Consider the following 13,485-nt stretch of genomic DNA (forward strand, 5'->3'; position numbering starts at 1 on the left):
TAAAGTACCCGTTACGTTATCAACGTTAACGGTTTCAAATAGATAGACTGCTAAAGGCTTTGCCTAAAGGGGCGTTGTTTAGCGTTAGACTGCAAAAAGTTTGCATTTGCATGACTTTCTGTTATTTCGCTGACACGTTATGCAGTGACTTCTCACTTGTATTCAAGGTAAAGAAAATAATGGCTAAACATTTATTTACGTCGGAATCTGTCTCTGAAGGGCACCCGGATAAAATCGCTGATCAGATTTCAGACGCTGTTCTTGACGCAATTCTTGAGCAAGATCCAAAAGCACGTGTTGCCTGCGAGACCTATGTCAAAACGGGTATGGTATTGGTGGGTGGTGAAGTCACCACTAACGCATGGGTAGATATCGAAGAGATTACTCGTCGTACTGTACGCGAAATCGGTTATGTAAATTCTGAGATGGGTTTTGACGCCAACTCGTGCGCGGTATTAAGCGCAATCGGTAAGCAATCACCAGACATCAATCAAGGTGTTGACCGTGCTGATCCACTGGAACAAGGCGCGGGTGATCAGGGCTTAATGTTTGGTTATGCCACAAACGAAACCAACGTTTTAATGCCAGCACCCATTACCTATGCTCACCGTTTGGTTGAGCGCCAAGCTGCGGTTCGTAAAAATGGCACTCTGCCGTGGTTACGCCCCGATGCAAAAAGCCAAGTTACTTTCCAGTATGACGAAGGCAAAATCGTCGGTATTGACGCAGTCGTCTTGTCAACTCAGCATTCTGAAGACATCAGCCTGAAAGATTTACAAGAAGCAGTGATGGAAGAGATCATCAAGCCGGTTCTACCTGCGGAATGGCTCACTGCCAGCACTAAGTATCACATTAACCCGACAGGCCGTTTCGTTATCGGTGGCCCAATGGGTGACTGCGGTTTGACTGGTCGTAAAATCATCGTTGATACCTACGGCGGTATGGCGCGCCACGGTGGCGGTGCATTCTCGGGTAAGGATCCATCCAAAGTCGACCGTTCAGCCGCTTATGCCGCGCGTTATGTTGCAAAAAATATCGTTGCTGCCGGCTTGGCCGATCGTTGCGAAATTCAAGTGTCCTACGCCATCGGTGTGGCAGAGCCAACATCCATCATGGTGGAAACATTCGGCACTGGGAAAGTTTCAGAGGATCAACTGATTACGCTGGTGCGCGAGTTCTTTGAACTGCGCCCTTATGGCCTGATTCAGATGTTAGATCTGCTGCATCCGATCTATCAAGCCACCGCAGCTTATGGTCACTTTGGTCGTGAAGAGTTCCCTTGGGAAAAAACCGACAAAGCCGCAATACTGCGCGATGCTGCTGGCCTAAAATAAGTTTTAGTCCGCACATTTGAATGACATTAACCCCGCGCTGCGGGGTTTTTTATGCATGAAAATTAGCGCTGACGATAGCTTTCAATCAAGCTAAAAATGGCCATTCCAGCCAGCATTGCGGCCATGAAGAGTATGCCTTTGAATGTCCCTGCCCCCACTAATACCAGCGCTGGCCCAGGGCAAATACCCGCTAAACCCCAGCCAATACCGAATAACACGCTACCGCCAATTAAGCGTTTATCGATACGGGTCGATGTGGGCAAATGTAATGGTTGTCCAAGCAAACTGGTTTGACGCTTTTTCCCCCAAACAAAGCCAAACGTAGCAATCACCACCGCTGATACCATCACCAGTGCCAGCGAAGGATCCCACTGACCGCCAATATCAAGAAAACTGAGTACTTTTGCTGGGTTAGCCATACCCGCGATAATTAAGCCTACCCCAAAAAGTAGCCCTGCCAGGAATGCAAAAAACAAATTCATGTCCCTTCCTCAATCTGCTTATTTGCTAAGCGAAAAGATGCCGAACAAGCCATACAGTGATAAAACCAGCAAACATAAAACTGAGTGTCGCCACCAATGAACGCAGCGAGAAACGCGCTAACCCGCAGACACCATGACCACTGGTACACCCCGCGCCATAGCGCGTCCCGATCCCCACCAGTAAGCCAGCCAACACCAATATGGGTAAATCAGCTTCAATCTCAATCGGAGGTAATTCAGTGAATAACGAGTAAACCAAGGGAGAGGCCATTAGGCCGAGAATAAACACCACTCGCCAAGCAACGTCCCCTGCTTTAGGTTGCAGCAAACCACCCAGAATGCCGCTGATGCCCGCAATTCGGCCATTCCATAACAATAGAACGGTCACTGCTATCCCTAATAACGCCCCTCCCATCAGTGCGCTATAGGGGGTAAAATTAGCCCAATCGACGTTCATACGCCCTCCTTCTCCTGCGGGCAATAAAGCTGATAAAGCACCTCAAGCAACGCCAATACCTTGCTATCGGCAATCGAGTAAAATATTCGCTTACCATCACGGCGTGTATTGACCACCCCATCACTGCGCAGTACGCCCAGTTGTTGCGATAACGTCGGTTGGCGGATCCCCAGCGCCGCTTCCAATTCACCCACTGCCCTCTCTCCTTGGCTCAGTTGGCACAACAGAAGCAATCGATCTTCATTCGCCAAAATGCGCAATGCATCGCAAGCTTGGGATGCCGCCTGCCTCATCAAATCCATGCTGATCGTTTTATCGCCGTCCATATGCACTCCTAATGCACCATTTCGATATATGTTTTTATATTATATATTTTTGTATATTGATCCATTGAATAATTGATCCATTAAAAAATAGTGCTCCTGACTGGCTTGCATCTGGTTATCGACCGTTTTATTCTTCCGCAATATGAGCACTCGAAGAATCCCCATCGCGTTACAACAAGCCGTCATGCGCTGTTTACGCCACAAATTGCAACTGGCGAATCAGCATCTTGGCACCGCTTATCCAGAGCCAAAAATAAACTATTACCAGCGTGGTACTAGCGCGGGTAGCGCCTATCTGCAAGCCTTCGAAATTCGCCTTAATCCAATCTTATTGCTGGAAAATCAACACACTTTTATCGATGAAGTCGTACCGCATGAACTGGCACATCTGTTGGTTTATCGTCAGTTTGGTCGCGTCTCTCCCCATGGCAAAGAGTGGCGCTGGATGATGGAGCATGTCCTGCAAGTTCCTGCCAGCCGAACTCATCAATTTGAAGTGACGTCAGTGCGCAGTAAGACGTTCAATTATCAATGTAAATGCCAACAACACGCCCTAACCATTCGCCGGCACAATAAAGTGCAGCGCGGTGAGAGCGAGTATCGCTGCCGTCAATGCGGAGAAAAGCTACAGTTTATTGCAGTGAAAAGCTGTTAGGAATTCGCGTTACTTGTTATAAAACAGCGTGTTAACTTGCCATCCATAAACATTTTCTATAACCTGCCTGCTTTTCATTATCAGGCTGTTTTGAGATATGTTACGCAAAATTCTGTTTCTACTGGTTATCTCCTCCCCTTTGCTTCCACTCACGGGTTACAGCCAAAGCATTAATAATTTTTCTCAGGCAAAAACAGTGGCGGCTAAAATCCACCAAGATGCGCCGGGCAGTTTTTATTGCGGCTGCAAAATTGACTGGCAAGGTAAAAAAGGGGTGCCTGACCTCAAAAGCTGCGGCTATCAAGCCAGAAAAAACGTCCAACGTGCTACACGAATTGAATGGGAGCATGTGGTTCCTGCATGGCAATTTGGCCACCAGCGCCAATGCTGGCAGCAAGGTGGCCGTAAGAATTGCACGAAAGATCCGGTTTACCGCCAAATCGAGACCGATTTACACAATCTTCAACCCGCGATAGGCGAGGTGAATGGCGATCGTAATAATTTCATGTATTCACAATGGAATGGTGGCAACGGCCAATACGGCCAATGTGAGATGAAAGTTGATTTTAAAAATAAGATTGCAGAGCCTCCTGCCCGTGCACGCGGTGCAATCGCACGTACCTATTTTTATATGCGCGATCAGTACCAACTGCGTCTTTCCAGCCAACAAAGCAAGCTGTTTGATGTCTGGAATCGTCAGTATCCGGTCACAAGTTGGGAATGTCTGCGTGATGAGCGTGTCGCGAAAACTCAGGGGAACCATAATCCTTATGTACAACAGGCTTGCCAGCAACGAAAAAGCTAACGAGGGTATATTGGTCAATCAATCCAAATCGTTCTATCCTCCTGATAAATAGGATTGCGGCAGGAGAGAATTTTCGATTGGATGAGGCTTCCCTGTCTCTGTTATCCTTAGTCACTTATTAATTTCGTGCGGCTCAATCTGCCACACGGTTTGTTTTCGTTTCAGGACTTAGGGCAACCCATGCGTATACCCCGCATTTATCATCCGCAACCTTTGCAGGCGAATACCGAACTTGCGCTAAGTGATGAAGCCGCCAATCACGTGGGCCGAGTGCTTCGGATGGGTGAAGGGCAAAACCTGCAATTATTCGATGGCAGCAATCAAGTGTTCTTCGCAGAAATCATCCGAGTGGACAAAAAAAACGTGGTTGTCCGTCTCGCTGAAGGGCAGTTGGAAAGTCGAGAGTCCCCGCTGAATTTACATCTCGGTCAGGTCATTTCTCGTGGCGAAAAAATGGAGTTCACGGTACAGAAATCCATTGAGCTAGGTGTCAACGTGATTACGCCACTGTTCTCTGAGCGCTGCGGCGTTAAGCTGGAGGGTGAGCGTTTGGCGAAAAAAATCCAGCAGTGGCAAAAAATTGCCATCGCCGCCTGCGAACAATGTGGCCGTAATACCCTGCCAGAAATTCGCAATGCCATGTCGTTATCCGACTGGTGTGCCGAGCAAGATGACAGCCTAAAGCTGAATTTGCATCCTCGCGCCAGCAACAGTATTAATACCCTCCCCTCGTCACTCAACAAAGTGCGTTTGTTGATTGGCCCGGAAGGCGGCCTCTCTGGCGATGAAATTGCCATGACCTCGCGCCTCGGATTTACTGATATCCTGCTAGGGCCGCGAGTTCTGCGTACCGAAACTACTGCCCTTACCGCAATTACCGCTTTGCAAGTGCGATTTGGCGATCTGGGATAATTCGTTCCCATTAGGAGAGAATAATGATCAAGCTCGGCATCGTAATGGACCCTATCTCGTCCATCAATATCAAGAAAGACTCCAGCTTCGCCATGCTGTTGGAAGCACAGCGCCGTGGCTGGGAATTGCATTACATGGAAATGGGCGATCTTTATCTACGGGGTGGCGATGGCCGTGCACGTACCCGCCTACTCAGTGTGAAGCAAGATAAAGATGACTGGTTCAGCTTTGGCGCAGAGCAAGATCTGCCTTTGCATGATCTTGATGTCATTCTGATGCGCAAAGATCCTCCGTTTGATACTGAGTTTATTTATGCCACCTATATTCTGGAACGTGCGGAAGATAAAGGCACCTTAGTGGTGAATAAGCCGCAGAGCCTGCGCGACTGTAACGAGAAGTTGTTTACCGCTTGGTTCCCTGAGTTGACGCCCGATACACTGGTCAGCCGCAGCAAAGATCATATCCGTCAATTCCATCAGGAACACGGTGATATCATTTTGAAGCCTCTTGATGGCATGGGTGGGACCTCCATTTTCCGTGTTAAGCAGGATGATCCTAACTTGTCCGTTATCATTGAGACGCTGACCGAGTTGGGTAGCCGTTTCTGTATGGCGCAGAACTTCCTGCCAGCCATTAAAGAGGGTGATAAGCGTGTTTTAGTGGTTGATGGCGAGCCAGTACCCTATTGCTTGGCGCGTATCCCTGCTCAGGGTGAAACCCGAGGGAATCTGGCTGCGGGTGGCCGTGGTGAAGCGCGTCCATTGAGTGAAAGCGATTGGAAGATTGCCCGTGCCGTGGCGCCGGTATTGAAGCAGAAAGGCTTAATTTTTGTCGGATTGGATATTATCGGCGATCGCCTGACTGAAATTAACGTCACCAGCCCAACCTGTATACGTGAAATTGAAGCGGCTTTCCCAGACGTTTCGATTACCGGCATGCTGATGGATGCCATTGAAGTCCGTTTGGCCAATAAGTAGCCTCAACGCCCTCCCCTAAAAACTTGGAGCCGCCGCTAACAACCCTGCGGTTCCAAGTATTCCAGACGCACGAGTGCAGCTAACACCGCTGCCGCTTCAAGTATCCAATACTCTCCCAAAGTACTTGGAGTGACAGCAAGGCAGCCAGCGAGAAAATCCCGATGAGCTGACTCAGGTCAGTGATTCGGGTGCACGAGCGCAGCTAACACCGCTGCCGCTTCAAGTATCCATACTCCCCCAAAGTACTTGGAGTGACAGCAAGGCAGCCAGCGAGAAAATCCCGATGAGCTGACTCAGGTCAGTGATTCGGGTGCACGAGCGCAGCTAACACCGCTGCCGCTTCAAGTACGAAGGGGGAGGGTGACATTATCTGCATTTATCCGCATACTGACCTAAACTCATCCTTCAACTCAGCGAACCCACGACATAACCTAATGAATTTACAGCATCATTTTCTTATCGCTATGCCTTCACTGCAGGACCCGCAATTTATGCGCTCAGTTATTTATATCTGCGAGCATAACGATGAGGGGGCAATGGGTTTGGTGATTAATCGGCCGATGGAACAATTTACCGTCGAAATTGTACTGGAAAAATTGAAAATCACCCCTTCCCCACGAGATCCTGCAATACGCTTGGATAAACCGGTATTGGCCGGTGGGCCGCTGGCAGAAGATCGTGGGTTTATCCTGCATTCGCCACGTGGGGGCTTCAGCTCCAGTATTTCTATCTCATCCGATACGATGATAACCACGTCTAAAGACGTGCTAGAAACGTTCGGTACTGCTGAACAGCCTAAAAATCTCTTGGTGGCGCTCGGCTATGCTGGTTGGCAGCAAGGACAGTTAGAGCAAGAGTTACTCGATAATGCTTGGCTGACGATTGAAGCTGATACTGACATTCTGTTTCACACCCCGATAGCTGAGCGTTGGCAAGCCGCCGCCAATAAATTGGGCATCAATATCTTCAATATTGCGCCACAAGCAGGGCACGCTTAATGGCTAATCGCACTATTATTGCCTTTGATTTCGGCACCAAAAGTATCGGTGTGGCTATTGGTCAAGAGGTCACAGGGACAGCCAGAGCATTGACTTCGTTTAAAGCTCAAGATGGCACCCCAGACTGGCAGAAGGTCGAAAAACTGCTCAAAGAGTGGCAACCTGATTTGGTCGTCGTCGGCTTACCGCTGAATATGGATGGCACCGAACAACCACTCACCGCCCGTGCGCGTCGGTTTGCTAATCGCCTGCATGGCCGCTTTGGTGTACAAATAGCCTTACAGGATGAACGACTCAGCACCGTCGAGGCTCGCGCCAATTTGTTTGATAGTGGCGGCTACCGTGCATTAGATAAAGGCAGTGTTGACGCCGCTTCTGCGGTTATTATTTTGGAAAGTTGGTTTGATGAGCAAGCGGGCTAAGTAGGCTATTTTTATCTGCCCGCAGTTGCTCTCGGCTTAGCGTTGCCACAGACTGAACAGGCCATTCACGTCGATCATGGCACCCACGTCCACGGAATTGTATACTCTCGTTATGCCAATCGGCGGCTCAAAATATTGCACACCCTACACGGGTGTTTTTTACATTTATTGAGGTTTTCTCATGACAAAAGTGACTGTTGCTGCGACTCAAATGGCGTGTTCTTGGGACCTGCCAAAGAACATTGAAAATGCGGAGAAGCTGGTTCGTCAGGCGCATGCCAAGGGCGCACAGATTATCCTAATTCAGGAACTGTTTGCCGCACCTTATTTCTGTATTGATCAAAGCCCAGAACACTATGCATTGGCGCAAGAGCTGGATAACAGCCCATTGATCCAGCATTTCTCACAGTTAGCGGCTGAACTGCAAGTGGTATTGCCACTGAGTTTCTTTGAGAAAGCCAACAATGCATATTACAACTCGCTGGTCATGATCGATGCCGATGGCGCTGTGTTGGATGTTTATCGTAAAACTCACATTCCAAATGGCCCTGCCTATCAAGAAAAGCAGTTCTTTATCCCAGGCGACACCGGTTTTAAAGTCTGGCAGACCCGTTACGCTAAAGTTGGCGTTGGCATCTGTTGGGATCAATGGTTCCCTGAAACAGCTCGTAGCTTGGCACTGCTTGGTGCAGAGATCATCTTCTACCCAACAGCAATCGGCTCTGAACCCGCTTACCCTGAAATCGACAGCCAGCCACACTGGACCCGTGTCCAGCAAGGCCATGCCGCCGCTAATCTGGTGCCAGTGATTGCCTCTAACCGTATTGGCACTGAAAAGAGCAAGTTTATTGATGGTCTGGAAATGACCTTCTACGGCTCTTCTTTCATCGCCGACCAAACGGGTGCCCTGCTGGCTCAAGCCAACAAAACCGATGAAACCGTGTTGGTGCATGAGTTCGATTTACAGGAAATTGCCGCTCAACGCGCTTCATGGGGCTTATTCCGCGATCGTCGTCCAGAAATGTATCAGGCATTAGCCACTTCTGACGGCAAGACCCGGAGATAATTTATGTCAGTACAAAATACGGTTTCATCAATCACAACGTCACAAGCTCTGACGGGTACCCCCCAACAGGACGGCTTTTTTATGCCAGCCGAATGGGCAAAGCAGGATGCCGTCTGGATGTTATGGCCCTATCGCCAAGATAACTGGCGTGGCAAAGGCGTTCCTGCTCAGCAGACATTTGCCAAAGTAGCTGAGGCCATCAGCCGCGCTACCCCTGTGTTTATGGGGGTTCCTGCCGAATTTATGGCACAGGCTAAAGCCACCATGCCTGCCAATATCACGCTAGTTGAAATGGCTAGCGATGATGCTTGGATGCGTGATACCGGCCCAACAATGGTGATTAATGGTGCCGGTGATCGCCGTGCCGTTGATTGGCAATTCAACGCTTGGGGCGGCCTTAACGGCGGCCTGTATGCCGACTGGCAACAAGATGAGAAAGTTGCCGTTCAGGTCAGTGATTTCCTGAAAAATGCCCATTACAGTGCGCCGTTAGTGCTTGAGGGTGGTTCTATTCACACCGATGGCGAAGGTACATTACTGACCACCGCAGAGTGTTTGCTCAACCCAAACCGCAATCCACATCTAAATCAGGCGCAGATTGAACAGCTGTTGCGTGAGTATCTGGGTGTCACGCATTTCATCTGGTTGCAGGACGGTGTTTATAACGATGAAACTGATGGTCACATCGATAATATGTGCTGCTTTATCCGTCCGGGTGAAGTCGCGCTGCATTGGACCGACGATCAGCAAGATCCGCAGTACGCACGTTCTGTTGCCGCTTTAGAGGTGCTGTCCAATGCGGTCGATGCCAAAGGGCGTAAACTGAAAATTTGGAAGCTACCTGCGCCCGGCCCGCTCTATAACACCGAAGAAGAAACTTTCGATGTGCTTTCAAGCGATGCAGTGCCCCGTACTGCGGGTGAGCGTCTTGCTGGCTCTTACGTCAACTTCTTGATCAGTAACCAGCAGATAATTTATCCGCTGCTGGATAGCCGCACTGACGGGCTGGCGCAGGACTTATTGCAGCAGATGTTCCCTGACTATGCGATTGTCGGTGTCCCTGCCCGCGAAATTCTGCTCGGCGGTGGTAACATTCACTGCATTACCCAGCAGATCCCTGCGGCATAAGTTTCCCGTTGTACCCATCGTTATCTTCGAAAGAGAGCCGCTACCTGTTAGCGGCTCTCTTTTGAGTCACTCAATGCACCGTCGCTAAAATGCCTTGTTTTTTCCGCTGCGCAAAACTCTGCTCAAAGGTTTGCATTCCCCATTGTGCGCCCGATTGGATAACAGTCAGGAGCTGGTAGGTTTTTCCTTCACGGATCAAATGACTGCCTGCTGTGGTCTGGGTCAAGATCTCAAATAGTGCAATGCGCCCTCCGCCAGGTTTTTGGCACAATTTCTGCGCGACAACAGCACGTAAACTAGCCGCTAATTGCGCCTGTATCACGGTTTTCTCTGCCGCCGGAAAAGTATCCACCAGCCTATCGATGGCCTGAGTTGCGGTGCGCGCATGTAATGTCGCTAACACTAGATGCCCTGTTTCCGCTGCGGTCAGCGCAAGCCGAATGGTCTCTTGATCACGTAGTTCCCCCAATAGAATGATATCGGGATCTTGCCGAAGTACTCCCCTTAATGCTCCACTGAAAGAATCCGTATGACTCCCCATTTCCCGCTGTTGGATCAAACTAGATTGGCTGCAATGGATAAACTCAATCGGATCTTCAAGGGTGATAATGTGGCGAGCTTGTTGATCGTTAATGGCTTTGATCATCGCGTTCAAGGTGGTGGATTTACCACTACCGGTAGCACCGGTAATCAAAATCAAACCGTTTTCTCGTTTGGCTAATTCACGAATAATGTCAGGGGCTTCTAGTTCAGCCAATGACGGGCAGGTCTTTGGGATAAGCCGGAATGCGATTGAGTACCCTTGTCGTTGCTGAAAAATATTTGCGCGCAACCGTTGCCCCGCTACGGTGGTGTAGGCGCAATCAACCTGCCCTGTTTGTTGTAACTGGTTTTGTTGTGCTTGAGTCAGTAAATGCTGACACAACCCATTGATCCAGTCCGCATTCACCTGCGGCCAATGCGAAAAGATTTTTAGTTCGCCATCAATACGTAATATCGGATGATGGCCGGTACAAAGGTGCAGATCCGAGGCATTATGATTTACACTATCCGCCACTTTATTGGCGAAATCCTGTTCGTTAAAGCCGTTTTTGGCACGTTCGGGATTTTCTAAATTAATGCATCTGGCGGTTGCATCGCCATATGCGGGGTTATCCGGACCTTCGTTTTTATCATTTAGGCTGGTGAAATCCATATCAAACTCCTGAGTCCATATGAGCACAATTGAGCAGAATCTACAGGATGTCAGAGCACGAATTGCCACCATTTCACGCAATTGCGCACGCTCTCCAGAAGAAGTTACCTTGCTTGCAGTGAGTAAAACCAAACCTGTGACCGCTATCGAAGAAGCTCTCGCGGCAGGGCAATATGCCTTTGGTGAAAACTATGTGCAGGAAGGGGTAGATAAGATCCATTACTTTGCGGATAAGCACCAAGGTCATCCACTTGAATGGCACTTTATTGGCCCGCTGCAATCCAATAAAAGCCGGTTAGTGGCCGAGAATTTTGCTTGGTGCCATACCGTCGATAGGTTGAAAATCGCTCAGCGTTTGAGTGCACAACGCCCCGCTGAAATGCCTGATTTGAACGTCCTGATTCAAGTCAATATCAGCGATGAGCAAAGTAAATCTGGGATTACCTTAGCGGAATTACCGGCGTTGGCGGCCAATATTAGAGAGCTGCCGAAGGTGAATTTGCGCGGGTTGATGGCTATTCCAGCACCTGAAACTGATTACCAAAAACAACTGGCGGTATTTGAGCAAATGCATCAGGCGTTCTTGACTTTGAAAGCCCAGTACCCTCAGATGGATACGCTTTCGATGGGTATGACGGATGATATGCCCGCCGCTATTGCCGCTGGCAGTACATTAGTGCGTATTGGCACCGCTATTTTTGGCGCTCGCGCATAAGCCTGTCGTCAGAGCGGTTAATACTCAAGTGTCTAACACGCTACCCGTACTCATTGGTGTTGTCGTCAGAGCAGCTAACACCGCTACAGCGCCAAGGACCAACATGCTACCCAAAGGCATTGGGGTTGTAGCAAGGCAGTAAACGAACGAATCCCGATGAGCTGACACCAGTCAGTGATTCGAGTGAGTGAGAGCAGCTAACACCGCTACAGCGCCAAGGACGAAGGGTATAGGAGAAAATCAATGCAACACCGCTACATCACATTCATCGGCGCAGGCAACATGGCCCGCGCAATCATTGCAGGCTTAGTTGCCGGTGGTTACCCTGCTAAAAAAATCAGCGTTTGTGCACCTTCTGGTAAGAACCGTGATGCACTGGCTGCTGAATTTGGTGTCATTAGTTCCGATAATAATATCGCCGAGGCACAGAAGGCAGAAGTTATCGTTTTAGCGGTCAAACCTCAGTTAATGGCCGAGGTATGCCAGCCATTGCAGGAAAATATCGATTTCACTGGCAAGCTGGTACTTTCCATTGCTGCGGGCGTTCAGGTTGCGCGCTTCTATACCTTATTGGGCGAAAACCTCAATTTGGTGCGCATCATGCCCAATACGCCATCGCTGGTTGGGAAAGGAATGAGCGGCTTATATGCCCCAGAACAGGTTTCCAAGGAAGATCGCGACTTCACTACTGCGTTGATGAGCTCTGTAGGTAAAGTTTGCTGGGTGAGTGATGAAAACGGCATCAACAGCGTGATTGCTGCCGCAGGCAGTGCGCCCGCCTATTTCTTCCTGTTTATGGAAGCCATGCAACGAGAAGCAGAGCAGTTAGGTTTTGACAGCGAAACCGCCCGTCTGCTGGTGCAGCAAGCGGCCTCTGGTGCCACCGCCTTGGTCGAAGCCAATCCACAAGTGCCACTTTCAACCTTGCGCCAACAAGTCACGTCCAAAGGCGGAACCACAGCGGAAGCTATTCGAGTGTTTAACGAGCAACATTTGGCTGAAACCGTTGCTGCCGCCATGCAAGCGGCTATTGTGCGGGCCAAAGAAATGGAAAAGCTGTTTTAACGGCAAAAAAATTTACAAAAACCGACACCGCCCCTGACACTTTCTCGTTAAGATAGGGGCCGGTAACGTAGGCGAATATCTAATATTAAGGACGAAAGCAACTCATGCTAACGCTGACTTTTCTGGCCAAAACGGTCATTGACCTGTATGTGATGGTACTGCTGTTGCGCATCTGGATGCAGTGGGTTCACAGCGACTTCTATAATCCGTTTTCACAGTTTGTGGTGAAAATCACTCAGCCAATAGTCGGCCCATTGCGCCGGATTATCCCGTCATTGGGGCCAATCGACAGTGCATCGTTATTGTTGGCTTACTTGCTGATGACCATTAAGTTCCCTCTGCTATTACTGATTGGCAGTGGCTCAATATCCCTCAGCCCGTATAACTTGTTGTTTGGGGTGATTGCCCTGTTTAAAGCTGCCGGTTATTTGATCTTCTGGATCATGATTATTCGCGCACTGATGAGCTGGGTCAGCCAAGGCCGTAGCCCAATGGACTATCTGCTTTATCAGCTCACTGAGCCGTTAATGGCACCGATTCGTCGTATCTTACCCGCCATGGGGGGGATCGATTTCTCAGCGATGGTCGTTATTCTTATTCTGTATCTGATCAACTTCTTAGGGATGGATTTGCTGGGCGAGTTGTGGATGATGCTGTGAGTGCAGTGACATCCCTGCTGGACGGTTTAGTACTCAGGCTATATATTCAGCCCAAAGCGAGCCGTGATCAGATTGTCGGTTTACATGGCGATGAATTGAAAGTCGCCATTACCGCCCCACCCGTTGATGGGCAAGCCAATGCCCATTTAATCAAATTTATCGCTAAACAATTCCGTGTCGCTAAAAGTCAGGTGATTATCGAGAAAGGCGAATTGGGGCGGCATAAGCAGATTAAAGTTATACATCCGCAACAAATTCCACCCGAAGTTGCGGCACTACTTGAGTGATA

17 protein-coding genes are annotated in these 13,485 nt (G+C 49.3%); 13 read left to right on the forward strand and 4 right to left on the reverse strand.

The features are described from left to right. The first annotated feature begins 179 nt into the window (after window positions 1-179). Window positions 180-1,334 (forward strand): methionine adenosyltransferase, encoded by a 1,155-nt coding sequence (gene metK, locus BN68_RS13280; protein WP_019211642.1) that lies wholly within the window; start codon window positions 180-182, stop codon window positions 1,332-1,334. 62 nt (window positions 1,335-1,396) lie between these two features. Here metK and BN68_RS13285 read toward each other — a convergent pair whose 3' ends face one another. The 3 genes from BN68_RS13285 to BN68_RS13295 are packed head-to-tail and all read right to left on the reverse strand — an operon-like array spanning window position 1,397 to window position 2,599. Then, window positions 1,397-1,816, reverse strand: a complete 420-nt coding sequence (locus BN68_RS13285; RefSeq protein ID WP_019211643.1) for a DUF6691 family protein — start codon at window positions 1,814-1,816, stop codon at window positions 1,397-1,399. Window positions 1,817-1,841: 25 nt separating this feature from the next. Continuing rightward, window positions 1,842-2,273 carry a YeeE/YedE family protein gene (locus tag BN68_RS13290; protein ID WP_019211644.1) on the reverse strand — a complete coding sequence of 144 codons (432 nt, stop codon included), beginning with the start codon at window positions 2,271-2,273 and terminating at the stop codon, window positions 1,842-1,844. Then, window positions 2,270-2,599 (reverse strand): ArsR/SmtB family transcription factor, encoded by a 330-nt coding sequence (locus tag BN68_RS13295; protein ID WP_019211645.1) that lies wholly within the window; start codon window positions 2,597-2,599, stop codon window positions 2,270-2,272. Before BN68_RS13295 ends, BN68_RS13290 begins: the two co-directional genes overlap by 4 nt. A 142-nt stretch (window positions 2,600-2,741) precedes the next feature. Here BN68_RS13295 and BN68_RS13300 point away from each other — a divergent pair, with 142 nt between their 5' ends. From BN68_RS13300 to aguA, 8 genes are all read left to right on the forward strand, one after another. Next, complete coding sequence (locus tag BN68_RS13300; protein WP_019211646.1) at window positions 2,742-3,254, forward strand: SprT family zinc-dependent metalloprotease; 513 nt, start codon at window positions 2,742-2,744, stop codon at window positions 3,252-3,254. A 97-nt stretch (window positions 3,255-3,351) separates the two neighbouring features. Then, complete coding sequence (gene endA / locus BN68_RS13305) at window positions 3,352-4,059, forward strand: deoxyribonuclease I (RefSeq protein WP_019211647.1); 708 nt, start codon at window positions 3,352-3,354, stop codon at window positions 4,057-4,059. A 180-nt stretch (window positions 4,060-4,239) separates the two neighbouring features. Then, window positions 4,240-4,971, forward strand: a complete 732-nt coding sequence (rsmE, locus tag BN68_RS13310) for a 16S rRNA (uracil(1498)-N(3))-methyltransferase (RefSeq protein WP_019211648.1) — start codon at window positions 4,240-4,242, stop codon at window positions 4,969-4,971. Between the two features lie 23 nt (window positions 4,972-4,994). Then, the gene (gshB, locus tag BN68_RS13315; RefSeq protein ID WP_019211649.1) at window positions 4,995-5,948 is read left to right on the forward strand and encodes a glutathione synthase; all 954 of its coding nucleotides are present in this window, start codon (window positions 4,995-4,997) and stop codon (window positions 5,946-5,948) included. A 434-nt stretch (window positions 5,949-6,382) separates the two neighbouring features. Further along, a complete protein-coding gene (locus BN68_RS13320; protein ID WP_042806752.1) occupies window positions 6,383-6,946 on the forward strand; it encodes a YqgE/AlgH family protein in 564 nt (187 codons plus the stop codon). Continuing rightward, window positions 6,946-7,368, forward strand: coding sequence for a Holliday junction resolvase RuvX (gene ruvX, locus BN68_RS13325; protein WP_019211651.1), 423 nt, complete (start codon window positions 6,946-6,948; stop codon window positions 7,366-7,368). The genes BN68_RS13320 and ruvX overlap by 1 nt, the downstream gene beginning before the upstream one ends. Before the next feature lie 181 nt (window positions 7,369-7,549). After that, window positions 7,550-8,434, forward strand: coding sequence for an N-carbamoylputrescine amidase (gene aguB / locus BN68_RS13330; protein WP_019211652.1), 885 nt, complete (start codon window positions 7,550-7,552; stop codon window positions 8,432-8,434). A gap of 3 nt (window positions 8,435-8,437) precedes the next feature. Next, window positions 8,438-9,562, forward strand: coding sequence for an agmatine deiminase (gene aguA, locus BN68_RS13335; RefSeq protein ID WP_019211653.1), 1,125 nt, complete (start codon window positions 8,438-8,440; stop codon window positions 9,560-9,562). Between the two features lie 70 nt (window positions 9,563-9,632). Here aguA and BN68_RS13340 read toward each other — a convergent pair whose 3' ends face one another. Continuing rightward, the gene (locus tag BN68_RS13340) at window positions 9,633-10,757 is read right to left on the reverse strand and encodes a type IV pilus twitching motility protein PilT (RefSeq protein ID WP_042806753.1); all 1,125 of its coding nucleotides are present in this window, start codon (window positions 10,755-10,757) and stop codon (window positions 9,633-9,635) included. Window positions 10,758-10,776: 19 nt separating this feature from the next. Between BN68_RS13340 and BN68_RS13345 the strand changes: the two genes are divergently transcribed. From BN68_RS13345 to yggU, 4 genes are all read left to right on the forward strand, one after another. Further along, window positions 10,777-11,472, forward strand: a complete 696-nt coding sequence (locus BN68_RS13345) for a YggS family pyridoxal phosphate-dependent enzyme (protein WP_019211654.1) — start codon at window positions 10,777-10,779, stop codon at window positions 11,470-11,472. 243 nt (window positions 11,473-11,715) lie between these two features. Beyond that, window positions 11,716-12,537 carry a pyrroline-5-carboxylate reductase gene (gene proC, locus BN68_RS13350; RefSeq protein WP_019211655.1) on the forward strand — a complete coding sequence of 274 codons (822 nt, stop codon included), beginning with the start codon at window positions 11,716-11,718 and terminating at the stop codon, window positions 12,535-12,537. A gap of 104 nt (window positions 12,538-12,641) precedes the next feature. After that, complete coding sequence (locus BN68_RS13355) at window positions 12,642-13,196, forward strand: YggT family protein (RefSeq protein ID WP_019211656.1); 555 nt, start codon at window positions 12,642-12,644, stop codon at window positions 13,194-13,196. Next, entirely contained in the window at window positions 13,193-13,483 is a 291-nt protein-coding gene (yggU, locus tag BN68_RS13360) for a DUF167 family protein YggU (RefSeq protein WP_019211657.1), read from the forward strand. The genes BN68_RS13355 and yggU overlap by 4 nt, the downstream gene beginning before the upstream one ends. Window positions 13,484-13,485 lie beyond the last annotated feature (2 nt).

Source organism: Yersinia massiliensis CCUG 53443 (assembly GCF_000312485.1).
Taxonomy (GTDB): Bacteria; Pseudomonadota; Gammaproteobacteria; order Enterobacterales; family Enterobacteriaceae; genus Yersinia; species Yersinia massiliensis.